Source organism: Plantibacter sp. CFBP 13570, from assembly GCF_014841395.1.
Lineage (GTDB): Bacteria > Actinomycetota > Actinomycetes > Actinomycetales > Microbacteriaceae > Plantibacter > Plantibacter auratus.
On the sequence record NZ_JACYTW010000015.1, the window covers coordinates 1 to 22,015 of the forward strand.

The following is a 22,015-nucleotide window of genomic DNA, read 5'->3' on the forward strand; positions in this document are numbered from 1 at the left end:
GACGGTCCACCCGCCGACACGCAGTGCGCCGAGCGGGACCTGGTCGCCGGCGCCCGGGACGACGCGGACGAACCGCACCTCCCAGGGCCCGCGGACGGCTGAGCAGAGGTCGATCCGCGCGCCGGTCCGGGTCCGGTCCGCGGCGTGGCCGTGGCCATGGTCCGGGCCGTCGGCATCGGCGTCGATCCAGCGGGCGAGACCGGAGGACGTCGACCAACCGGTGGACGATCCGTCGGAGGTCGGCAGGGTCGTCAGCCCACCTCGGGTGAACCCGGAACGGTGACTCGGGACACCCTCGGCGTCCAGGAGCACGACCGATCCGTCGAACGGGTCGCGGGCATCGGCGGAGAGCACCGGCGCGGTCGCCGTCGAATACCCGAGGCGTGCGTACAGCGGGGCGTCGCGTTGGGCGACGCCGTCGTTCGCGTGGTCCGTCCCGTGGTTGACGACACGGACGATGCCGTCGGCGGTCGTCCCGCTGACGATCCAGCCCGGGGCGACGATGGTGCGGAGGACGTCGCCCCGCTCGATCGGCAGTGGTTCCTCGACGGCCGTCCAGACGGCGTGGTCGGCCGGGAGCGCCAGACCGAGCATGCCCTTCGCCGCCCAGTAGGGCGAACCGGGGCCGGAGTAGGACTGTGCGAGCTGCCGCCACTCGTGGTGCCAGCCGAGCGTCAGGATCCCTCGGTCGTCCGGCGCTCCGGCGGCGTCGAAGTGCGACACGACGCCACTGGCCGCCCGACGGACGAGTCCCGGCGACAGCGCGGTCGAACCGGCCATCGCACCGGCCCAGAACGGCGCGGCGGCGGCGAAGCGGTAGATGAGACTCCGCCCCTGCACGAGCGGCGAACCGTTCGCGCCGACGAGCGTGACGGCGTCCTCCAGGTAGCGGTCGAGGTGGGCGTCGTAGCGGTCGAGCCGAGCCTGATGCGGGTGGCCCGGCGCGAGCATCGTGCGCCACAGCACCGGATAGAGGTGGAGCGCCCACCCGGTGTAGTGGTCGTAGGCGCGCGTGCCGCCGTCGGCGAACCAACCGCCCTCGCGGAAGAAACCGTCCGCGATCGCGAGGTCCTCCTCGATGTCCGCCTCCGAGAACGGGCCGCCGACCGTGCGCAGAAACTCCTCGACGACGATACGGAACCACACCCAGTTGATGGGCGGGTACGGCTGGCCGATGACGGATGCGAGCCAGTCGATCGTCGTGCGCTTGGTCCGGTCGTCGAGACGGTCCCAGAGTTCGGCACGGGTGAGGTGGAGTCCGATCGCGATGGCTGCGGCCTCGACCTTGGCCTGGTCGACCTCGTCGGGCCGCGGCCACCGCTCCGGGGAGTCCGGGTCGGTGCCCGCTGCGAGGCCGGCGGCGTAGCGCTCGACGAGGTCGCCAGTCCGTGCGGGATCACCGGCGATGCGGAAGGCGGCGAGCATGAACGTCCGAGCGAACCCCTCCAGCCCGTCGATGTCGGAGCCGTAGCCGCCTGGCGCACCCGGGAACAGGATGCGGGCACGACCGGGCGAGGTGAAGGGTTCGGCACCGCCGAGCAGCCGGTCCGCGAGGTCCTCCCAGTGCCTGCGCGTCCAGCCGGTCGACGGTGACAGGGTGCGGTCCAGGGCGAGTGTCTCCGACGCCGGGGCGGTCAGGAGCGCGACCATCAGGCGCTCACCCCCAGGTCGGCGACCCGGACGGCTTCGCGCGGGTCCTCGCCGTTGAGGAACCGCTCGAGGTCGTCGAGCGCCGCGTCCGTCATGCGCAGCGTCTCCCGGCCGAGGGAGCCCGCGATGTGCGGGGTGATCGAGACGTTCGGGAGGTCGAGCAGCGGCGAGTGCACGGGCAGCGGTTCCGGGTCGGTGACGTCGAGGATCGCGTCCAGACGTCCGCTCGCGCACTCCGCCGCGAGGGCGTCGGTGTCGAGCAGGCTCCCGCGGGCCGTGTTGATCACCGTGGCGCCATCCGGGAGCGCCGCGAGCTGGGCAGCCCCGATCATGCGCTTCGTCTCCGGGAGCTCCGGGGCGTGCAGCGAGAGCACGTCGACGTTCGGCAGGAGCTCGTCGAGCGGGACGAGGCGGGCTCCGGCCGCGGTGACGGCCGTGGCGTCGGCGTAGGGGTCGGCGACGAGCACCTCGACCGCGTCGAGCTGCTGGAGCAGGGCGACGACGCGACGGCCGATGCGCGAGAAGCCGACGACGCCCACGCGGCGTCCGAGGTTGGACAGGTTCGTGGTCTCGAGCAGCGTGCGCCACTCGCGACGGTGCGCCCGAGGGTCGCGGGCGAAGACCTGTGCCCGCTTGCCGGCGAGCACGATCGAGGCGAAGGTGAACTCGGCGACCGGGATGGCGTTCGCCTCGGCGGCCGTGGTGACGACGATGCCGCGCTCCCAGACCGCGTCGGTCACGAGTGAGCGGACCGTGCCGGCGCAGTGGAAGACCGCGCGCAGCCGGGGCATGCGGTCGAGCCGCTCCGCCGTGAGCGGCGGGGTGCCCCACGAGGTGATGAGCACCTCAACCTCCGCGAGCCGTGCGGCGAGCGCCGGGTCGTCGAGGTCGCCGGTGGTCTCGTCGTCGCGGACCTCGCACAGCTCGTGGAGCCGGGCCAGGCGGGCGTCGTCGAAGAGCGTCGAGAACACGTCGGGCCACATGGCGACCAGGGCTGCGGGGCGCGCGGCGTTCGACATCTGGTGCTCTCCTTCGAGTGGGCCGCGGTTGCATGCGGTTGTCAGGTAGTGAATACTCCAATCCGATCGGAGTCAAAACAGTCGATCACAAACGAACAAGCTCGATCGAAGATGATCATGGAGACGTCGTGCATCCACCCTCGCAGACCGCACCCGCAACACCGGCCACCGATGAGCTGCGTCGGTCGCACGGCCCATTGGTGACGGCGTGGTCACAGCGCCCGGCGACCGCACTGCGGTCCATCGTGCCGGACGGCGACTGGAGCTCGATCGACCGACGGCTGCTCGACGCGTTCGTGGCGCAGGCCGCCACCGAAGCAGCGCGGGACGACCGTGCCGCGACGCCCTGGCCGCAGCCGCTCTTCTCGCAGTACAGCGCCTACCCGCTCGCCGGGGAGCGCCTCTCCTACGAGACGGCGGTCGGCGACCGACTCGCACGCCTCTCCCGCTCCGTGGTCCTCGCCGCCGCGTCCGCAGCCGGTGTCGCGGTTCCGGCGCCGCACGACCCACTCGCCGAGGTCGCCGACGGCCTGTGGCTCCTCGCGGAGCAGACGACCTGGTGCTGGGCGGCCCACGACGACGCGTTCAGTCGGTTCGGGACGGTCACGCCGTCGCTCGACGAACCGTTCCTCGACCTCGGCGCCGGTGAGGCGGTCGCGGCCGTCGCCTGGGCGATCGCCGTCCTCGGCGACGAGCTCGACGAGCGCTACCCGGGCCTCACCGACCGGCTGCGAGCCGAGGCCGAGCAGCGGGTGTTCCGACCGTTCCTCGACCGCGACGACTGGCACTGGCTCGGCCTCGATGTCGACGATGCAGACGAACCGGTCGTCCTCCACAACTGGAACCCCTGGATCCTCGGCAACACGATCGCGGCAGCGGCGGTGCTCTGCACCCCCGACCGCGCCGAGCCCGTCATCGACCGAGCGGTCGACGGCATCGACCGCTACCTGGCGGGCCTCCCCCGGGACGGCGCGATCGACGAGGGTTGGGAGTACTGGTGGAACGGAGCGGCTCGCGCCCTCGAGGCGGTCGAGACCCTCGATCGTCTCACCGGAGGTCACCTCGCGCTCGACGGCCTCGACCTGCTGCCCGAGTCACTCCGCTTCCCGCTGCGGATGCAGCTGTCCGCCGACTGGTACGTGAACGTCGCGGATGCCCGAGCACGCGGTGATCGCACGCTCCCGTTCGATCTCCTGCATCGCTGGGGTCGGCGACTCGAGCTGCCGGACGTCGTCACGTACGCCACGGCGCATCGCGATCCCGACGCACCCGTCGCCACGGACCGGGCCGGACTCGGACGTCTCGTCCGCGTCTGCCTGGACGGTGCATGGGCGGTCGCGGACGCCCGGAGCGCAGCCCTGCCGCTGCCGGCTTCGGTCGACCTGCCGTCGATCGGCGTGAGTCTCGCCCGTGAGCACGACGGGCGATCCGACGGACTCGCGGTCAGCCTCAAGGGCGGCCACAACGACGAGAACCACAGCCACAACGACCTGGGGAGCGTGATCGTCGCACTCGACGGCGTCCCCGCGGTCATCGATCCCGGGCGGCCCACCTACGACGCGCGGACCTTCGGCCCGGACCGCTACGACATCTGGTGCATGCGCAGCGACTGGCACAGCGTCCCGGCGCCGCGTGGTCTGCTGCAGCAGGACGGTTCGGCGTTCGCGGCGCGCGATCGCCGGGGCGGAGACCAGGGCGGGCAGGCGAGCTGGTCGATGGACCTCGCCGCGGCCTACGGGCTGGCGGAGCACGAACACTGGCACCGGACCGCGACGCTCGACCGCACGTCGTCGCGGGTCGTGATCGAGGACGTCTGGACGCTCGACGACACGGCGGGCACGGCCGTCACCCTCATGCTGTGGGGCGACGTGACCGAGGTCGATCAGGCGACCCTGCTCGTGCGTCGACCGGTCGCCGACGCCCGGGACGTGATGCTCCAGCACGACGCGGCCGAGGTCGCGATGGAGGTCGCCAGGCTCGACGACCCGATGATGCGGTCGTCCTGGGGCGACACGATCACCCGCGTGCGACTGCTGCCGCGTCCCGGTACGGATCGTCTGCTGGTCACCGTGGAGGCCGCACGATGAGCGACGACGGCGACCGGGGAGCACCGGCCGGCGCCGGACCCTCGCAGGTCTTCGGCATCGAGCGGCGCGAGCGCATCATGGACGAGGTCCGACGCAACGGTTCCGTCGTCGTCCGCGAACTCGCCGTCATCCTCGGCGTCACGGAGCTGACGATCCGACGCGACATCACCGCACTCGCCGACCTCGGGCTCGTCACGCGGGTCCACGGTGGCGCCACCGCCCGGAGCTCCCTCGACCAGACGGTCGCGCGATCCGCCGACGCCGCCGGCCCCGCCAGGTACCGCATCGGCATGGTCGTGCCGTCGCTCAGCTACTACTGGCCGCAGATCGTCAACGGCGCCCGCGCCACGGCCGCCCTCAGCCGCTCGCAGCTCGTGCTCCGCGGCTCGTCCTACGACCCGGCCGACCAGCGCCGACAGATGGCCGCACTCGTCGAGACGGGTGGGATCCACGGGCTCATCGCCGCACCCGACACCGCGGGCCAGGACGGGTACGCCCTCCTCGCCTGGCTCGATGCGCTGCCGATCCCGGTCGTGCTGGCCGAGCGTCGCGCGCCGTCATCGCTCGCGCTGCGCTCACTGGAGTGGGTGACGACGGACCACGAGTTCGGCGCGGTCCTCGCCGTCCGCCACCTGTACGAGCAGGGGCACCGTCGCATCGGCATCGCCGCGGCGCGGCACTCCCCCACCTCCGACCACCTGCGTCGCGGGTGGGCCAGGGCGTCCGCTGACCTCGGGCTGGACACGGGCCTGACGGTGAACGCCGAGATCGACGACGTCGAGAACGGGGCCAGGGACGCCCGGCTGGGTGCGCTCGTCGACGAATGCCTCGCCACGGGGACCACCGCGCTGTTCGTGCACGCCGACCCGCAGGCGATCCTGCTCGAGCACCACTGCCTCGACCGCGGCGTGCGGATCCCCGAGGATCTCGCGATCGTCGCCTACGACGACGAGGTCGCAGAGAACGGCGAACCGCCCATCACCGCGCTGCGCCCACCGAAGCAGCACATCGGTCGGATGGCCGTCGAGACGATGGTCGCCCGCCTGTCCGAGGGCCGTCGCCGCCCGACGCAGCGCACCCAGGTCCTCCCCGAGCTGCAGGTCCGCGCCTCGTCCCTGACCGCGCCGCCCGCCTGAGTCGCCCGGATCTGCGCGAAAATCACTGGATTTCGTGCAGATCCGGGCGACTCAGCGGACCTGTGGAGAACGTGGACGGGGAACCACTCCGCGGAGGCACAGTGAAGGGATGCCAGCTGAACTTCCGGACGGACCGTTCCTCGTCGGCGACGCGCTCCGCAGCGGGATGACACCCGGCGAACTCCGCAGTCGTCGGCTCGAGAGGCCGGGTCACGGGATCCGGTCCGCCCGTCCGGTGGAGACGGTCGAGGATCGCTGCCGCGCATTCCTCCACCGCTTGTCCGACCAGGTCTTCGTCTGCGGTCCGACCGCTGCGCTCCTGCTCGGCCTGCCGCTCCCGTACCGGCTCTCCACCCCCGATCGCCTCGACCTCGCCGTGGCCGCCCCGGCTCGCGCTCCGCACGCCGCCGGGATCGCCGGTCGGTCGATCACGATCGACGACGAGGACGACGTGATCGTCCACGGCGGCATCAGGCTGACGAGTCCGGTTCGAACGTGGCTGGACCTTGCCGCGACGCTCCCGCTCGCCGATCTCGTCGCGACAGGCGACCATCTGCTTCGGACGAGTACCGCGGGCCTGGCCGAATTGGAGGAGGCTGCAGCCCGCTATCCGAGTCGGCGCGGCCGTGGAGCCATCGCCGCCGCACTCCCGCTGCTCGATCACCGCGCGGAATCACCGCCCGAGTCCATCGTCCGCGTCGCGCTCGTCCGCGGAGGCGTCATCGGGTTCGAGCCGAACCAGGAGATCCGGGCGGCGAACGGCTCGTTCCTCGCCCGCGCCGACCTCTGTCACCGTGCAGCGCGGATCGTCATCGAATACCAGGGCGACTATCACCGGGTCGAGGTCGACCGGTGGCGCAAGGACCGCGCGCGCTCCAACCGCCTGCGAGCCGCGGGCTGGACGGTCATCGAACTGACGGCCGACGATCTCCGTGACCTCCGCGCCGTCGTCGCCTCGGTGCGCGCCGCCCTCACCGGCCGCTGAGTCGCCCGAATCTGCACGAAATTGGCCGGATTTTCGACAGATCCGGGCGACTCAGCGGGCCATCCGCACGCCGCCGAGGACACGGGCGCTCGTGCGGGCGAGCGTCCGACGCGACAGCAGCCGAGTCGCGAGCGCGGTGAGGTGGTTGCTGCGGCCGGACACGACACTGGGGCCACCGTCAGCCCGGTCGAGCGCGCGGAACGCGGTGTCGATGACCTGCGCGCTCGTCTGCTTGCGGCCGACGGCAGCGTCTTCGCTCCCGACGACGTCGAAGAACTCGGTCTTGGTGGGTCCGGGGCTCACAGCGAGCACCCGCAGCCCGGTGCCGCGAGCCTCTGCCCAGAGCGCCTCGGTGAAGCTCAGCACGAACGCCTTCGTCGCGCCGTAGACAGCCATGCCCGGCGTCGGCTGGTAGGCAGCGGTGCTCGCGACCGTCACCAGGGCGCCGGACCCCTCGAGCAACTGCGGCATAAATGCACGCGTGAGCTCGACGAGGGTCCCGACGTTGAGTTGGATCTCTCCCGTCATGCGCTCCGGGTCCGCCTGGTCGAAGGCACCGTGGCTGCCGAACCCGGCGTTGTTGACGAGCGAGGTGATCCGGATGCCGCGGCGATCCAGCTCCTCGTGGAGTGAATCGGCGGCACCCGCGACGGCGAGGTCGGCCGGCACAACCGTGACCTCGACACCCGAGGCAGACCGGAGTTCGGCCGCCAGCACCTCGAGGCGATCCGCGCGCCTTGCGACGAGCACCAGGTTCGACCCGCGGTTCGCGAACCGTCTGGCGAACTCGACGCCGAGGCCGGAGCTCGCGCCCGTGATGAGTGCGGTGCCACCGCGGAGATCGAGTGTCATGGGGAATCCTTCAGCTGGCGGTACACGAATGTTGTCAGTGACATCATCACCGTCTCTGCTCGTGTTGTCAATGTCAACATGGCGGTAGGCTCGTCTCGTGTCAGCCCAGCCCTATCACCACGGAGACCTCCGCCGGACGCTCCTCGAGGCGGCCGCAGCCAGCCTCGAGACGGACGGCGTCGACGAGCTGTCGCTGCGCCGCCTCGCCCGCGATGCCGGCGTCAGCCACGCGGCGCCGAGCCGACATTTCCGCGACAAGCAGGCCCTCCTCGACGCGCTCGCCGAAGACGGTTTCCGTCGTCTCTCCGCGGCGCTCGAGCGGGCGACCGAAGCCGAGGTCACGTCGTCGGCAGGTGCCCGCGAACAGGTCGACGCACTGGCCCGAGCGTACGTCGGCTTCGCGCTCGCTCAGCCGACCCTCCTCTCGCTCATGTTCGGCCTCAAGCACGCGCCCGATGCCCGGGAGGAGCTGCTCGCCGCCGGTCACGCCTCGATGGAGATCGTCGTCCGGGTCGTCACCGCCGGGCAGGAGATTCGGGCGATCACCGCCGGCGATCCGCACCACATCGCGCTCGTCGCGTTCGCGACCTTCCACGGCATCGCCGCGCTCGCCTCTGGCGGCCTGCTCGACGGCGTCCCGGCCGACGACCTCGTGACGAGCGCCGTCGGCGTCTTCTGGCGGGGCCTGACTCCCGAGCCCTGAATCGCCCGAATCTGCACAAAATCAGCCGGATCTCGCGCAGATCCGGGCGACTCAGCGGGTCAGCCGACGCCGTTCAGAACCGAGGAGGCGAAGGACGCGGCACGGACGCCGAGCGTCGCGATGCGCTCCTGGCGGGCCGCCTCCGCGTCGAAACCGACGTAGGCGAGCGGCGGCAGCTTCCGCACGTTGGCCGAGCACTGGAAGTCGGCGCAGACGAGCGTGCCGACCGTGTCGCCGTTCTTGCCGGCCTGTCCGGCCCGCTTCGCGCTGTAGAACACGACGTCGTTGCTGAGCGTGATGTCCTGGCACCACGCGCACTGCGGCCGGGTGCGGGGCATCGCGTCGGCCTGCCGGAGCAGGATGCCGACGGGTTCGCCGTCGACGATCGTGATGACATAGGCGCGTCGCGGCAGCTTTTTGTCGCGCCACCCGAGGAAGTCACGCACCTCGAAGTCGAGCGTGTCGAAGTCGACGGGCAGGCTCACGTCACTGACCTCCTTGCGCGACGCGTTGACGAAGGAGGCTCGGATCTGGGATTCGTTCAGGGGGATCATGGGTTCACCGGTTCCGGCTGGGCCGTCGTGGAGACGGCGGAGAGACCCTCCGCGCGTCGGTGCGCTGCGGTGGGTGCGTCAGGGTGCGCGGCCCCGTCGTCGTCGCTCGGACGAGCGCGACGGACGAGGCCGACGTCCTCACCGGGTGGGTGAGGTGGTCGACCGGGTGCGCTGCTCTCTCGGGCCGGCGTTGCGGACGCCGACGACCTCCAGACGCCCGACACGGGGCGGAGCGATCAGCATGGACACACAGGCACTGTATCAAGCGATGGCGCGCTCGCTCCCCTGGTCCGCACGTTCAGGCTCCCGGAGCGGCAGGATGGACCCATGACCCTCGACGTCGCCCTCCTCCGTACCGCGTTCCCCTCCCTCGCCTCGGGCATCGCCCACTTCGACGGCCCCGGCGGCACCCAGACGCCACTCGCCGTCGGCCAGGCCATCCTCGACACCCTCACCGGGCCGCTGTCCAACCGGGGCTCGTCGGTCGCCTCCGAGCGTCGGGCGGACGACGCCGTGACCGCCTTCCGTGCCGCGTGCGCCGACCTGCTCGCCGCAGAGGAGCGCGGCATCGTCTACGGCCGCAGCGCGACCCAGCTCACCTACGACTTCTCCAGGCATCTGTCGCGCGGCTGGATCCCCGGCGACGAGATCGTCCTGTCCCGACTCGACCACGACGCGAACGTCCGCCCGTGGGTGCAGGCTGCGGACCGCGCGGGTGCGACCGTGCGCTGGATCGATCTGGACCCGGCGACGGGCGAACTCGACCTCGCCGACCTCGACGACCTCATCACCGAGCGGACGAGACTCGTCGCCGTGACCGCCGCGTCGAACCTCCTCGGCACCATCCCGCCGGTGCGGACGATCGCCGACCGGGCGCACGCGGTCGGCGCGCTCGTCTGGATCGACGGCGTCCACTACACAGCGCACCACGTCGTCGACGTCGAGGCCCTCGGCGCCGACTTCTTCGTCTGCTCGCCGTACAAGTTCTTCGGGCCGCACTGCGGTGTCCTCGCCGCGTCGCCGGCCTTGCTCGAATCGATCCACCCCGACAAGCTGCTGCCGTCGACGAACGTGGTGCCCGAGCGCTTCGAGTTCGGCACGCTGCCCTACGAGCTCATGGCCGGCGTGACGGCGGCCATCGGCGTGCTCGCGTCGATCGACCCCGGTGACGCCACGACGAGACGAGACCGTCTCGTGGCCTCCGCCGCTGCCGTCCACCAGCGGGAACTCGCGCTGCGCACCCGTATCGAGGACGAGCTCGCCGACCTCGGCCCGCTCGTCGAGCTGCACTCGCGAGCCGCCGAGCGCACGGCGACGCTGTTCATGACGTTCCCTGGCAGGCGTGCAGCCGACGCGGCCGCGTTCCTCGCCGCTCGCGACGTCCTCGCACCGGCTGGCTCGTTCTACGCGGTCGAGCCGTTCGCGGCACTGGGCCTCGACGACGTCGGCGGCCTCCGCGTCGGCGTCGCCCCGTACACCTCGGACGAGGACGTCGACCGCCTGCTCGACGGCATCAGGGCCTTCCTCGCGGACTGACCGGCTCGCCGGTTGACCGGCTCACCGGTTGAACGGCTCACCGGTTGGACGGTTGGCGAGCCGGCCCGGCGTCAGCGCCCTCAGGACCGCTTGCCGCTCTCACGTCGCAGCACGACGAACCCGGCGACCATGACGACCGCCCCGAGGACGAGGGTGATGATCCGGAAGAACCCGAAGTCGTCGACACCGAAGATCAGGGGTCCGGCGAAGAGGAACGTGGCGCCGACGAAGTACCAGACGGAGGTCGTCCCGCCGTTCATCGATGCGGGTGGCGGCGTCGATTCGGGCTCCGCCGCGGCGGGACCGTCCTGGGGCACCTCGTCCCCGTGTGGTGCAGGTTCGGGCTGCGTCGATCCGGTCATCATTCGCTCCGATCCGCGTCGCGCTCGGTGGGGTCCACGACGTCGAGCCCCACGCTACGCAGCCCTCGAGCGCCGCGAATCCCCCAGGTGACGGAGATCAGGCCTCGCTGGCGAACATCCGCCCGTCGGGGTCGAGCTTCGTCAGGAGGGCGGCCGAGATCTCGCCGAGCTGCTCGACCTGCGCCGGCGTCAGGGCGTCGAGGACCAGGGATCGAACGTGCTCGACGTGGCCCGGCGCAGCCTGGACGACCTTGCCCCAGCCCGCATCGGTGAGCGTCACGTTCGTCGCCCGTCGATCCTCCGGGCACGGTGTCCGCGCCACGAAGCCGGCCTCCTCCAAGCGAGTCAGCACCCGCGACAAGCGGGGCAGCGTCGCATTCGTCCGGGCCGCGAGCGCCGAGGTGCGCAGCGTGCGGCCCGGCGTCTCGGACAGCATCGCGAGCGTGAAGTAGTCGAAGTGCGTCAGGTGCTCGTCCCGGGTGAGCTGGAGGTCGAGGGCAGCCGGCAGGAGTTCGAGCGCCGCGGCGAAGCGCACCCAGGAGCGTTGCTCGTCGTCGCTCAGCCATCGCGTCTCGGTCATGACTCCAGCGTAGCAATAGTTGCGCCTACAACTAACCGGTGTTACGTTAGTTGTATCAACAACCAATCGACCCGTGACCAGGCGGCCACGAGAAGGAGCATCGTCATGACGAACGTCACCATCTTCGGAACCGGCAACATGGGCACCGCCATCGCCGGCGTCCTCGCAGCAGGCGGCGCCTCCGTCGACCACCTCGGGTCGGCCGAGACCGGCACGATCACCGGCGACGTCGTCGTCCTCGCGGTCCCCTACCCGGCCCTCGCGACGATCGTCGAGCAGTACGCCGACCAGCTCGCGGGCAAGGTCGTCGTCGACATCACCAACCCCCTCGACTTCTCGACCTTCGACGCCCTCACCGTCCCCGCCGGCAGCTCTGCTGCAGCGGAACTGCAGGCGAAGCTCCCGAGCTCCCACGTCCTCAAGGCCTTCAACACGAACTTCGCCGCGACCCTCGCCGCGAAGCAGGTCGGCGACGTGACCACCACGGTCCTCATCGCCGGGGACGACGCCGACGCCAAGGCGGCACTGCAGCAGCTCGTGACCGCCGGCGGCCTCGAGGCCGTCGACGCCGGGTCGCTGAAGCGCGCCCACGAACTCGAGGCGATCGGCTTCCTGCAGCTCACGCTGGCGGCGTCGGAGAAGATCTCCTGGACCGCGGGGTTCGCACTCGTCAAGTAGTCGTCGGATCGTGATCCGGGAGGAACGGTCCTCCCGGATCACGACGGACTGGAGGACGATGGGCGCATGACCTTCCGCGCCCTCGCCCCCGGCCAGCGTTCCAGCGTCCTGCTCGGCGGGCCGCACGATGACGCGCCCGTCCTCCTCTTCGAGACCGACGAGCTCCTCGTCGAAGCGCCGAACTGGTCCCTCGACGGCCGGACGCTGTACCTCAACGGCAATGGGCGGCTCTGGGCGCTCGCGGCCGACGACCCGACCGCGGGGCTCACGCCGATCGACTTCCACGGCCTCCCCGAGCTCAACAACGACCACGTCCTCGACCCCGACGGCGAACACATCCTCCTCTCGGCGATGGACGGTCACATCTACCGCGGCGCCCTCACCGGTGGACCGGTCACGAAGCTCACCGCCGACGACGACCGATGGCACTTCCTCCACGGCGTCTCGCCCGACGGCACGCGGATCGCGTACGTCGAGCTCGAAGGTTTCGAGCACCCCGGTCGACTCGCGATCGCTCCGGCGGTCGAGGGCGGCGGCCCCGTCACCGTCCTCGACACGGGCGACGGCCACCTCGACGGCCCGGAGTGGTCGCCCGACGGCCGGTGGCTGCTCTGCAACACGGAACACTTCGGCACGGCCCCGGGCCATGCCCAGCTCGCGCGGATCCCGGACGGCGGCGGCGAGCTCGAGCAGCTCGTCGTGAGCGGCACCGTCGACTGGTTCCCGCACCTCTCCCCCGACGCCCGCCTGGCCTCCTACATCGCCTTCCCCGCCGGCACGATCGGACACCCGGCCGACCTCGACGTCGAGGTCCGGCTCGTCTCGACCGACGACTGGGCGACCCCGCTCCGCCGCTATCCCCTCTTCGGCGGCCAGGGCACGCTCAACGTGAACAGCTGGTCCCCCGACAGCTCACGGTTCGCCTTCGTCGCCTACCCGATCACGAGCTGAATCGCCCGATTCTGTACGGTTTCGCCGAAGAATCGCACCGATCCGGGCGACTCAGGGGGCTCGTCGATAGGGTCGAGTCGTGACCGATGCCAGCAGCGCCCACTCCCAGACGCTCTCGCGCGGCATCCGGATCCTCGAGGTCCTGGCCGACGCGCGCACCCCGCTCACGATCGACGCCCTGAGCGCGACGCTCGGTCTGCACCGCAGCGTCACCTACCGCCTGCTGCGCACGCTCGAAGACCACCGCCTGGTCGTCCGGGACGGCGCGGGACGGATCGCACTCGGATCGCGCCTGGCAGCCCTCGCCGCCGGTGTCTCCCACGATCTTCAGGCCGCCGCCCTGCCCGAGCTGACGGCCATCGCGAACGAGCTCGGCATGACCTGCTTCCTCACCGTGCTGGACGGCGATGAGATCGTCACCCTCGTCAGCGTCGAACCGCGGCACACGATGGGGTCGATCGCACAGCGGCCCGGCACCCGGCACCCGGTCGGTGTCGGCGCGCCCGGCAAGGCGATCGCGTCCCGTCTGTCGGACTCGCAGTGGCCGGACACGCTCGACGACGACCACCGCACGGAGCTGGCCGTGGTCCGTGAACAGGGCTGGGCGTCGAGCCACGACGAGGTCATCACCGGCCTCCGCGCCATTGCCGCCCCGCTCGCCTCGCACGGCTCGCCGGCAGCCGCCCTCGCGGTCGTCTACGTCTCGAGCAGCCGACCCGAACCCGAGATCGCGGCCCGCCTCATCGAGGGGGCCGCGACCATCGCGTCGTCGGTCTGACCGCGGCTACCTCCGCGCGCCGTAGATCTGACCACGGCTCTGCTCGTCCTCCGCCTCGCCACCGAGCGGGATGCCCGTGCGGTCACGCAGGAGGAGGGTCGCCGCGAAGGCGATCACGATCATGCCGGCGATGTAGAACGCGACGCTCGTCGACGACCCCGTGACCTGCACCAGCCAGGTCGCGATCGTCGGCGCGAACGCTCCGCCGAGGATGGCGCCGATCGCGTAGGTGACCGACACACCCGTGTACCGGATCGACGCCGGGAACAGCTCGGCGAAGTACGCCGCCTGCGGCCCGTAGGTGAAGCCGTTGCCGATCGTGAACAGCGCGAGCCCGAGGAACAACAGCCACGGGTTGCCGGTGTTCACGAGCGGGAAGAGCACGAAGACGGTGGCCAGGAACGCGACCCAGCCGATGATGTAGGTGTTGCGTCGGCCGATCCGGTCGGAGAGTGAACCCGCGAACCACGTGACGATCAGCCAGACGATGGCCGACCCGGTCACCGCGAGCAGCACCGGCGTCCGCTCCATGCCGACCAGGCCACCGTCGGCGAGCGGCGTCGTCGCGTAGTTCTGGATGTAGCCGCCCGTGGTCATGTAGCCGGCGGCGTTGTTGCCGGCGAAGGTGAGCGCCGCGAGCAGCACGAGCAGCCAGTGGTGACGGAAGAGCTCGATGATCGGGACCCGGCGACGCTCCTTGTTGCGGGCGAGCGCGACGAAGACGGGGCTCTCATCGACCTTCCGGCGCACGACGTAGCCGACGATGATCAGGACGAAGCTCAGCAGGAACGGGATCCGCCAGCCCCACTCGAGGAACGCGGCACCGGGCGAGATCACGCCCGTCATGAGCGCGAGCATGCCGGAGGCGAGGAGCAGTCCGATCGGGACGCCGATCTGCGGGAACGCACCGAACCGGCCGCGGCGGCCGGTGGGGGCGTGCTCGACGGCCATGAGGACGGCTCCGCCCCACTCCCCGCCGGTCGAGAGACCCTGCAGGATGCGGAGAAACACGAGCAGTGCCGGGGCGATGATCCCGATCTGGTCGTACGTCGGCAGCAGACCGATGAGCGTCGTGGCGGCTCCCATGAGGAAGAGCGTGATGACGAGCATCTTCTTCCGGCCGATGCGGTCGCCGAAGTGCCCGGCGACGAACGCGCCGAGCGGCCGGAACAGGAAGCTCACACCGACGGTCGCGAACGACAGCAGCAGCGCGGCCTGCGGTCCTGCGGGTTGGAAGAAGAGCTGCGAGAAGACGAGTCCAGCGGCGCTCGCGTAGAGGAAGAAGTCGTACCACTCGACCGTGGTGCCGATGACGGTGGCGAAAGCCACGCGCCGGAGTTCCGCGGGCGTCGTCGCTCGCGCCAGAGATGCGGTTGTCATTGTCTCGAGACCCCTTTGTCCGTCGCGGCCCGTCATTGGACCGCCAGAATGTACACCACATCGTATACAATCATGGTCACCGCGCAAGAGGCAGTCGATGACGACGCACCGTATCGTGATCGCAGGCCGCAGTCGACGCAGATGAGGACGGGACGCGATGCAGGATCACGAACGACAGGCGATCGCCGACGAGCTGGCGGCGGCGCACGAGGAGCGGAGCGTCATCCCCCTCCTCACCGCCCGGCACCCCGACATGACCATCGAAGACTCCTACGCCGTGCAGGCGCTGTGGGCCGAACGCCGCATCGCCGCCGGTCGGCGCGTCGTCGGCCACAAGATCGGCCTCACCTCGAAGGCGATGCAGCAGGCCACCGGGATCACCGAACCCGACTACGGCGTCATCCTCGACGACCAGGTCTTCGACTCGGGCGCGACGCTCGACTTCGACGCCTACTCCAACGTCCGCGTGGAGGTCGAGCTGGCCTTCGTCCTCGGCCGCCCACTGCAGGGGCCGCACTGCACGATCTTCGAGGTGCTCGACGCGACCGACCACATCGTGCCGGCGCTCGAGGTCCTCAACTCTCACATCGAACTCGACGGTCGCACGATCGTCGACACCATCGCCGACAACGCGGCACTCGGTGCCATGGTGCTCGGCGGAACACCCGTCCGCCCCGACGCGATCGACCCGCGCTGGGTCTCGGCCCTGCTCTACCGCAACCAGACCATCGAGGAATCGGGGGTCGCCGGCGCCGTCCTCGGGCACCCGGCACTCGGCGTCGCGTGGCTCGCCGGCAAGCTCGCCCAGCACGGCGGGAGTCTCGCCGCCGGGGAGATCATCCTGTCGGGATCGTTCACGAGACCGATGTGGGTCGAACGGGGCGACACCGTCCACGCCGAATACCAGGGACTGGGAGCCGTGACATGCCGATTCGAATGACCCTGCCGCCGACCTTCGGCGAGCGCCTGCGCACCGCGGATCGCCCCCTCATCGGCATGTGGGTGGTGTCGGGGAGCCCGATCGCGGCGGAGATCGCTGCGGGCAGCGGGCTCGACCTGCTCCTCATCGACGGCGAGCACTCGGCGAACACCCTGGAGAGCATCCAGCTGCAACTGCAGGTGGTGGCCGCCTTCCCGGTGTGTCCGCTGGTGCGGGTGCCGTTCGGCGACGCGGTCGTCATCAAGCAGGTGCTCGACCTCGGGGCGCAGAACCTCATCGTGCCCATGGTGTCGTCGGCCGAGCAGGCGGCGGCACTCGTACAGGCCGTGCGGTACCCGCCGCAGGGCGTCCGCGGGGTCGGCAGCGCGCTCGCGAGGTCCTCCCGCTGGAACCGGATCGACGACTACCTCGCGCAGGCGGACGATTCGGTGTCGCTCACGGTGCAGATCGAGTCGGCGGAGGCCGTGGAGCAGGCGGACGAGATCCTCGCGGTCGACGGCGTGGACGCGGTGTTCGTCGGTCCGGCCGACCTCTCGGCGTCGCTCGGACTGCTCGGCCAGCAGGGGCACCCCACCGTGGTCAGCGCTGTCGAGCGGGTGCTCGATGCCGCCGCCGCCGCGGGGAAGCCGGCCGGCGTGAACGCCTTCGACCCCGTCATGGCCGAGCACTACCTCGACCGCGGGGCGTCCTTCGTCCTCGTCGGTGCGGACGTGTCGCTCCTCGCCCGCGCATCCGAGCAGCTGGCCGAGCGCTTCATCGACGGCCGGAGCGACGCGACCCGCAGCGACGGGTACTGACCCTTCCCCACTGTGTCCGGATCGTATACGATTCTGGATACCGACAACGAGGACGTGTGATGAGCAGCCACCAGGGCATCGAAGGCCTCCCCAACAGCGGGGGCGGCAAGATCATCGCCGTCCACCTCAACTACCCGTCACGGGCCGCCCAGCGCGGCCGCACGCCGGAGCACCCCTCGTACTTCCTCAAGCCGTGGTCCTCCGTCTCGAGCACGGGCGGCACCATCGAGCGCCCGGCCGGCGCGGAACTGCTCGCCTTCGAGGGCGAGATCGCGATCATCATCGGGACCGCGGCCCGCCGCGTCCGCGTCGAGGACGCCTGGCAGCAGGTCTCGGGCGTCACCGCGGCGAACGACTTCGGGCTCTACGACCTCCGCAGCGCAGACAAGGGGTCGAACCTGCGATCGAAGGGCGGCGACGGCTACACGCCGCTCGGCCCGTCCGTCATCTCCGCCGAGCAGATCGATCCGGCCGCCCTCCGCGTGCGCACCTGGGTCAACGGCGTCGTGGTCCAGGACGACACGAGCGACACGCTGCTCTTCCCCTTCGCCCAGCTCATCGCCGACCTCTCGCAGCTCTCGACGCTCGAGCCCGGCGATGTCATCCTCACCGGCACACCCGCCGGCTCCTCCGTCGTCGTGCCCGGCGACGTCGTCGAGGTCGAGGTCGACGCACCGACCGCACCCGGCACCCCGACGAGCGGTCGACTCGTGACGACGGTCGTCGAGGGCACCGAGCCCTTCGGCGGGTTCGGCGCGAAGCCGGTCGTCGACGACCATCAGCGGATCGAGGCCTGGGGGGACGCTGTGGCGGCGGGTCTGCCCTTCGACAAGCTCAGGGACCGGGACGATCTCGGTGATCGGGTCGCCGAAGCGCTCGACCCCGCGGTCGCCGAGCAGCTCGCCTCGGTCTCGACGGCGACGCTGAGCGCCAAGCTGCGGGCCCGCGGGTACACCGAGGTCTTCATCGAGGGCGTCCACGCCTCACGACCGGGCACGCGCATGGTCGGCGTGGCCCGCACCCTCCGCTTCGTCGCCTACCGGCCCGACCTCTTCGCCGAGCGTGGGAACGGCTTCAACGCGCAGAAGCGCATCTTCGACACCGTTGAGTCCGGCGAGGTCATCGTGATCGAGGCACGCGGTGAGCGCGGCACGGGCACCGTCGGCGACGTCCTCGCACTTCGGGCGCAGCAACGGGGATCGGCCGGGGTCGTCACCGACGGCGGCATCCGCGATGCCGAGCAGGTCGCGGCGTTCGACCTGCCGACCTTCTCGCAGGGTCCGCACCCGTCCGTCCTCGGGCGCCGCCATGTGCCGTGGGAGACCGATGTCGCGATCACCTGCGGTGGGGCGACCGTCCTGCCGGGCGACGTGATCGTCGGGGACGGTGACGGCGTCATCGCGATCCCTCGGGCGCTCGCCGCCGAGGTCGCCGCGGAGGCGGTCGTGCAGGAGGCGGAGGACGCGTGGATCGCCGAGCAGGTCCGTGGCGGTGCCGCCGTCGACGGACTCTTCCCGCTGAACGCCGAGTGGCGGGCGCGATACGAGAGCGAGCAGGGACGATGAGCGGGCCACACCCGACGACCGGGCAGGAGGCGTCGCTCAGCAAGTCCGAGCGCGCCTACCGGTTCATCCGCGAGGCCATCGACGAGGGGCGCTTCGTCCCCGGGTACCGGCTGGTGCTCGGCCAGATCGCCGGCGAGCTCGACATCAGTGTCGTCCCGGTGCGTGAGGCGATCCGGCGGCTGGAGGCCGAGGGGCTCGTGACGTTCGAGCGCAACGTCGGCGCGCAGGTCGCGATGCTGCACGAGACCGAGTACCTCTTCACGATGCAGACGCTCGCCCTCGTCGAGGGCGCAGCGACCTCGATGAGCGCCGCCTACCTCACCGACGACCACCTGGCCCGCGCCCGCGAGATCAACGAGCGGATGCGCCGCACCCTCGACGACTTCGATCCGCACGCGTTCACGGCGCTGAACCTGGAGTTCCACACCGTCCTCTTCGAGGAGTGCCCGAACCCGCACGTCCTCGACCTCGTCCACCGCGGCTGGCGGCGGCTGAACGCGCTCCGCGATTCCACGTTCAGCTTCGTGCCCGGCCGCGCGCGGGAGTCGGTCGCCGAGCACGACGGCATCCTCGAACTCATCGCCGCCGGCGCCCAGCCACTCGAGATCGAGATCGCCGCCCGCGACCACCGCACCGCGACGCTCGACGCCATGCTCGCGTACCAGGCCGAGCACCAGCCGCCCACCACGGCCCGCCCGCCGTCGTCACCGCCGTCCACCACCCACCGGAGGAACCACCCATGACCCAGCACGTTCCGGCAGCGTTGCCCGACCGTATCCGGCACTACATCGACGGCGCGTTCGTCGACTCGGTCGACGGCGACACCTTCGACGTCCTCGACCCGGTGTCGAACGAGACCTATGTCCGGGCCGCCGCCGGCAAGCAGGCGGACATCGACCTCGCCGTCGCCGCCGCGAAGCGCGCCTTCGACGAGGGGCCGTGGCCGCGGCTCCTCCCCCGCGAGCGCAGCCGGATCATGCACCGGGTCGCCGACGCCGTCGAGGCGCAGGACGCCCGCCTCGCGGAGCTGGAGAGCTTCGACACCGGACTGCCGATCACGCAGGCGCTCGGTCAGGCGAAGCGCGCCGCCGAGAACTTCCGATTCTTCGCCGACCTGATCGTCGCCCAGCACGACGACACCTACAAGGTGCCCGGGCGGCAGCTCAACTACGTCAACCGCAAGCCCATCGGCGTCGCGGGGCTCATCACGCCGTGGAACACGCCGTTCATGCTCGAGAGCTGGAAGCTCGCTCCGGCCCTCGCGACCGGGAACACGGTCGTCCTGAAGCCGGCGGAGTTCACCCCGCTCTCGGCAAGCCTGTGGGCGGACATCTTCCGCGACGCCGGCGTGCCCGACGGCGTGTTCAACCTCGTGAACGGACTCGGCGAGGACGCCGGCGACGCCCTCGTGAAGCACCCGGACGTGCCGCTCATCTCGTTCACCGGCGAGAGCAGCACTGGCCAGCTCATCTTTGCGAACGCCGCGCCGTTCCTAAAGGGGCTCTCGATGGAGCTGGGCGGCAAGTCGCCGGCCGTCGTGTTCGCCGACGCCGACCTCGACGACGCCCTCGACGCGACGGTGTTCGGGGTGTTCTCGTTGAACGGCGAGCGCTGCACCGCCGGCAGCCGCATCCTCGTCGAGCGGAGCGTCTACGACGACTTCGTCGAGCGCTACGCCGAGCGGGCCCGCAACATCGTCGTCGGGCACCCGAACGACCCGGCCACCGAGGTCGGCGCGCTCGTGCACCCGGAGCACTACGCGAAGGTCATGGGCTACGTCGAGATCGGCAAGACCGAGGGCCGCCTCGTCGCTGGCGGCGGTCGCCCCGAGGGGTTCCCGACCGGCAACTACGTCGCGCCGACGGTCTTCGCCGACGTCCCGCCGAGCGCCCGCATCTTCCAGGAGGAGATCTTCGGGCCGGTCGTCGCCATCACCCCGTTCGACTCCGACGAGGAGGCACTCGCGCTCGCGAACGACACGAAGTACGGGCTCGCCGCCTACATCTGGACGAACGACCTCAAGCGGGCCCACAGCTTCTCCCAGAACGTGCAGGCCGGGATGGTGTGGCTGAACTCGAACAACGTGCGCGACCTCCGCACGCCGTTCGGCGGGGTGAAGGCCTCGGGGCTCGGGCACGAGGGCGGCTACCGCTCGATCGACTTCTACACCGACCAGCAGGCGGTGCACATCACGCTGAACCAGGCGCACTCCCCACGCTTCGGGACCGGCGGGCCGCTGCAGGCCGCGCACTGACCGCTCCCGGTCGACTTCCACCCAGCAACCGAGATCAGCAAGGACGCAGATCATGTCGAACCCCATCACCCCGTCGTCGGCCGAGCCCGTCGTGACCGCCGCCGACCCGATCGCCGTGCCGGTGAACCGCATCCCGACGCCCGCCGCCACCCCGCCGGACATCCTCCGCTGTGCGTACATGGAGATCGTCGTCACGGATCTCGCCGCGAGCCGGAAGTTCTACGTCGACGTCCTCGACCTCGTGGTCACGGAGGAGGACGAGACGACCGTCTACCTGCGGAGCTTCGAGGAGTTCATCCACCACAACCTCGTGCTGCGGCAGGGGCCGGTGGCGGCGGTCGCCGCGTTCAGCTACCGGGTGCGGAGTCCTGAGGACCTCGACCGCGCGGTCGCCTTCTACACGGAGCTCGGGTGCCGGGTGGAGCGTCGGGCCGAAGGCTATGTGAAAGGCATCGGCGACTCGGTGCGCGTCGAGGATCCGCTCGGGTTCCCCTATGAGTTCTTCTACGACGTGGAGCACGTCGAGCGGTTGGCGTGGCGCTACGACCTGTACACGCCAGGCGCGCTCGTGCGGCTCGACCACTTCAACCAGGTGACGCCCGACGTGCCGCGCGCGGTCGCGTACATGGAGGACCTCGGGTTCCGCGTCACTGAGGACATCCAGGACGAGGCCGGGACGACGTACGCGGCCTGGATGCGCCGGAAGCCGACGGTGCACGACACCGCGATGACGGGTGGCGACGGACCGCGCATGCACCACGTGGCGTTCGCGACGCACGAGAAGCACAACATCATCGCGATCTGCGACAAGCTCGGCGCACTGCGGATGTCGGACGTCATCGAGCGCGGCCCTGGCCGGCACGGCGTCTCGAACGCGTTCTACCTGTACATCCGCGACCCCGACGGCCACCGCATCGAGATCTACACCCAGGACTACTACACCGGCGACCCCGACAACCCGGTGGTCACGTGGGACGTGCACGACAACCAGCGTCGCGACTGGTGGGGCAACGCCGTCGTGCCGAGTTGGTACACGGAAGCGTCGCTCGTCCTCGACCTCGACGGCGAGCCGAAGCCGGTGGCCTCCCGGACCGATGACTCCGAGCTCGAGGTCACCATCGGTGCCGACGGCTTCTCCTACACCCGCAAGGGCGATGAGGCGCAGGGCTTCAAGCTCGGCAACACGCTCTGACGGCTTCAGAAGTGAG

At 70.7% G+C, this 22,015-nt stretch carries 21 protein-coding genes; 14 read left to right on the forward strand and 7 right to left on the reverse strand.

Annotated elements, in window-relative coordinates; all coding sequences use genetic code 11:
• Positions 1-1,650, reverse strand: a 1,650-nt coding sequence (locus tag IFT89_RS07310) for a DUF2264 domain-containing protein (RefSeq protein ID WP_202938616.1), incomplete at its 3' end; no start/stop codon positions are given.
• Complete coding sequence (locus tag IFT89_RS07315; RefSeq protein ID WP_202938617.1) at positions 1,650-2,669, reverse strand: hydroxyacid dehydrogenase; 1,020 nt, start codon at positions 2,667-2,669, stop codon at positions 1,650-1,652. The genes IFT89_RS07310 and IFT89_RS07315, both read right to left, overlap by 1 nt.
• Before the next feature lie 200 nt (positions 2,670-2,869).
• On the opposite strand from IFT89_RS07315, the gene IFT89_RS20740 reads away from it, so the two are divergent.
• The 3 genes from IFT89_RS20740 to IFT89_RS07330 all read left to right on the forward strand — a co-directional run bounded on the left by IFT89_RS20740 (position 2,870) and on the right by IFT89_RS07330 (position 6,877).
• Positions 2,870-4,756: a heparinase II/III family protein gene (locus IFT89_RS20740; protein ID WP_213014207.1), complete on the forward strand. Its 1,887-nt coding sequence runs from the start codon at positions 2,870-2,872 to the stop codon at positions 4,754-4,756.
• Positions 4,753-5,892 carry a substrate-binding domain-containing protein gene (locus tag IFT89_RS07325; protein WP_137242443.1) on the forward strand — a complete coding sequence of 380 codons (1,140 nt, stop codon included), beginning with the start codon at positions 4,753-4,755 and terminating at the stop codon, positions 5,890-5,892. The genes IFT89_RS20740 and IFT89_RS07325 overlap by 4 nt, the downstream gene beginning before the upstream one ends.
• A 109-nt stretch (positions 5,893-6,001) precedes the next feature.
• Entirely contained in the window at positions 6,002-6,877 is an 876-nt protein-coding gene (locus IFT89_RS07330) for an endonuclease domain-containing protein (protein ID WP_202938619.1), read from the forward strand.
• Positions 6,878-6,928: 51 nt separating this feature from the next.
• On the opposite strand, the gene IFT89_RS07335 is transcribed toward IFT89_RS07330, so the two are convergent.
• A complete protein-coding gene (locus IFT89_RS07335; protein WP_137242445.1) occupies positions 6,929-7,729 on the reverse strand; it encodes an SDR family NAD(P)-dependent oxidoreductase in 801 nt (266 codons plus the stop codon).
• A 97-nt stretch (positions 7,730-7,826) separates the two neighbouring features.
• Here IFT89_RS07335 and IFT89_RS20745 point away from each other — a divergent pair, with 97 nt between their 5' ends.
• Positions 7,827-8,432 (forward strand): TetR/AcrR family transcriptional regulator, encoded by a 606-nt coding sequence (locus IFT89_RS20745; protein WP_202938620.1) that lies wholly within the window; start codon positions 7,827-7,829, stop codon positions 8,430-8,432.
• Positions 8,433-8,491: 59 nt separating this feature from the next.
• Here IFT89_RS20745 and IFT89_RS07345 read toward each other — a convergent pair whose 3' ends face one another.
• The gene (locus IFT89_RS07345; protein WP_137242447.1) at positions 8,492-8,986 is read right to left on the reverse strand and encodes an FBP domain-containing protein; all 495 of its coding nucleotides are present in this window, start codon (positions 8,984-8,986) and stop codon (positions 8,492-8,494) included.
• A gap of 327 nt (positions 8,987-9,313) precedes the next feature.
• Between IFT89_RS07345 and IFT89_RS07350 the strand changes: the two genes are divergently transcribed.
• Complete coding sequence (locus tag IFT89_RS07350) at positions 9,314-10,522, forward strand: cysteine desulfurase-like protein (protein WP_202938621.1); 1,209 nt, start codon at positions 9,314-9,316, stop codon at positions 10,520-10,522.
• Between the two features lie 80 nt (positions 10,523-10,602).
• Here the strand turns inward: IFT89_RS07350 and IFT89_RS07355 are convergent, their stop codons facing one another.
• Positions 10,603-10,884 carry a hypothetical protein gene (locus tag IFT89_RS07355; RefSeq protein ID WP_202938622.1) on the reverse strand — a complete coding sequence of 94 codons (282 nt, stop codon included), beginning with the start codon at positions 10,882-10,884 and terminating at the stop codon, positions 10,603-10,605.
• A 97-nt stretch (positions 10,885-10,981) separates the two neighbouring features.
• Positions 10,982-11,464: a MarR family winged helix-turn-helix transcriptional regulator gene (locus IFT89_RS07360; protein WP_202938623.1), complete on the reverse strand. Its 483-nt coding sequence runs from the start codon at positions 11,462-11,464 to the stop codon at positions 10,982-10,984.
• Positions 11,465-11,569: 105 nt separating this feature from the next.
• On the opposite strand from IFT89_RS07360, the gene IFT89_RS07365 reads away from it, so the two are divergent.
• The 3 genes from IFT89_RS07365 (at position 11,570) to IFT89_RS07375 (ending at position 13,871) form a co-directional block, all read left to right on the forward strand.
• A complete protein-coding gene (locus IFT89_RS07365; protein WP_202938624.1) occupies positions 11,570-12,142 on the forward strand; it encodes an NADPH-dependent F420 reductase in 573 nt (190 codons plus the stop codon).
• Between the two features lie 66 nt (positions 12,143-12,208).
• On the forward strand, positions 12,209-13,093 hold the full coding sequence (locus IFT89_RS07370; protein WP_202938625.1) for a TolB family protein: 885 nt from the start codon (positions 12,209-12,211) through the stop codon (positions 13,091-13,093).
• 79 nt (positions 13,094-13,172) lie between these two features.
• A complete protein-coding gene (locus IFT89_RS07375; protein WP_202938626.1) occupies positions 13,173-13,871 on the forward strand; it encodes an IclR family transcriptional regulator in 699 nt (232 codons plus the stop codon).
• Between the two features lie 6 nt (positions 13,872-13,877).
• Here IFT89_RS07375 and IFT89_RS07380 read toward each other — a convergent pair whose 3' ends face one another.
• Positions 13,878-15,251 (reverse strand): MFS transporter, encoded by a 1,374-nt coding sequence (locus tag IFT89_RS07380; protein WP_159877413.1) that lies wholly within the window; start codon positions 15,249-15,251, stop codon positions 13,878-13,880.
• A 157-nt stretch (positions 15,252-15,408) separates the two neighbouring features.
• Between IFT89_RS07380 and IFT89_RS07385 the strand changes: the two genes are divergently transcribed.
• The 6 genes from IFT89_RS07385 to hpaD are packed head-to-tail and all read left to right on the forward strand — an operon-like array spanning position 15,409 to position 21,999.
• Positions 15,409-16,191 carry a 2-keto-4-pentenoate hydratase gene (locus IFT89_RS07385; protein WP_064297105.1) on the forward strand — a complete coding sequence of 261 codons (783 nt, stop codon included), beginning with the start codon at positions 15,409-15,411 and terminating at the stop codon, positions 16,189-16,191.
• Positions 16,176-16,988 (forward strand): HpcH/HpaI aldolase family protein, encoded by an 813-nt coding sequence (locus tag IFT89_RS07390; protein WP_202938627.1) that lies wholly within the window; start codon positions 16,176-16,178, stop codon positions 16,986-16,988. Before IFT89_RS07385 ends, IFT89_RS07390 begins: the two co-directional genes overlap by 16 nt.
• Positions 16,989-17,047: 59 nt before the next feature.
• Entirely contained in the window at positions 17,048-18,553 is a 1,506-nt protein-coding gene (locus IFT89_RS07395) for a fumarylacetoacetate hydrolase family protein (protein WP_202938628.1), read from the forward strand.
• Positions 18,550-19,296, forward strand: coding sequence for a GntR family transcriptional regulator (locus IFT89_RS07400; RefSeq protein ID WP_202938629.1), 747 nt, complete (start codon positions 18,550-18,552; stop codon positions 19,294-19,296). The genes IFT89_RS07395 and IFT89_RS07400 overlap by 4 nt, the downstream gene beginning before the upstream one ends.
• The gene (gene hpaE / locus IFT89_RS07405) at positions 19,293-20,807 is read left to right on the forward strand and encodes a 5-carboxymethyl-2-hydroxymuconate semialdehyde dehydrogenase (RefSeq protein WP_202938630.1); all 1,515 of its coding nucleotides are present in this window, start codon (positions 19,293-19,295) and stop codon (positions 20,805-20,807) included. The genes IFT89_RS07400 and hpaE overlap by 4 nt, the downstream gene beginning before the upstream one ends.
• A 52-nt stretch (positions 20,808-20,859) precedes the next feature.
• Complete coding sequence (gene hpaD / locus IFT89_RS07410) at positions 20,860-21,999, forward strand: 3,4-dihydroxyphenylacetate 2,3-dioxygenase (RefSeq protein ID WP_202938631.1); 1,140 nt, start codon at positions 20,860-20,862, stop codon at positions 21,997-21,999.
• Positions 22,000-22,015 lie beyond the last annotated feature (16 nt).

Coding starts and splice junctions, on each gene's coding strand:
- IFT89_RS07365 (WP_202938624.1), top strand. CDS start 11,570: ATGACGAACGTCACCATCTTCGGAACCGGCAACATGGGCACCGCCATC.
- IFT89_RS07315 (WP_202938617.1), bottom strand. CDS start 2,669: ATGTCGAACGCCGCGCGCCCCGCAGCCCTGGTCGCCATGTGGCCCGAC.
- IFT89_RS07330 (WP_202938619.1), top strand. CDS start 6,002: ATGCCAGCTGAACTTCCGGACGGACCGTTCCTCGTCGGCGACGCGCTC.
- IFT89_RS07370 (WP_202938625.1), top strand. CDS start 12,209: ATGACCTTCCGCGCCCTCGCCCCCGGCCAGCGTTCCAGCGTCCTGCTC.
- IFT89_RS07345 (WP_137242447.1), bottom strand. CDS start 8,986: ATGATCCCCCTGAACGAATCCCAGATCCGAGCCTCCTTCGTCAACGCG.
- IFT89_RS07360 (WP_202938623.1), bottom strand. CDS start 11,464: ATGACCGAGACGCGATGGCTGAGCGACGACGAGCAACGCTCCTGGGTG.
- IFT89_RS07380 (WP_159877413.1), bottom strand. CDS start 15,251: ATGACAACCGCATCTCTGGCGCGAGCGACGACGCCCGCGGAACTCCGG.
- IFT89_RS07390 (WP_202938627.1), top strand. CDS start 16,176: ATGCCGATTCGAATGACCCTGCCGCCGACCTTCGGCGAGCGCCTGCGC.
- IFT89_RS07335 (WP_137242445.1), bottom strand. CDS start 7,729: ATGACACTCGATCTCCGCGGTGGCACCGCACTCATCACGGGCGCGAGC.
- IFT89_RS07385 (WP_064297105.1), top strand. CDS start 15,409: ATGCAGGATCACGAACGACAGGCGATCGCCGACGAGCTGGCGGCGGCG.
- hpaD (WP_202938631.1), top strand. CDS start 20,860: ATGTCGAACCCCATCACCCCGTCGTCGGCCGAGCCCGTCGTGACCGCC.
- IFT89_RS07355 (WP_202938622.1), bottom strand. CDS start 10,884: ATGACCGGATCGACGCAGCCCGAACCTGCACCACACGGGGACGAGGTG.
- IFT89_RS07395 (WP_202938628.1), top strand. CDS start 17,048: ATGAGCAGCCACCAGGGCATCGAAGGCCTCCCCAACAGCGGGGGCGGC.
- IFT89_RS07400 (WP_202938629.1), top strand. CDS start 18,550: ATGAGCGGGCCACACCCGACGACCGGGCAGGAGGCGTCGCTCAGCAAG.
- IFT89_RS07325 (WP_137242443.1), top strand. CDS start 4,753: ATGAGCGACGACGGCGACCGGGGAGCACCGGCCGGCGCCGGACCCTCG.
- hpaE (WP_202938630.1), top strand. CDS start 19,293: ATGACCCAGCACGTTCCGGCAGCGTTGCCCGACCGTATCCGGCACTAC.
- IFT89_RS07350 (WP_202938621.1), top strand. CDS start 9,314: ATGACCCTCGACGTCGCCCTCCTCCGTACCGCGTTCCCCTCCCTCGCC.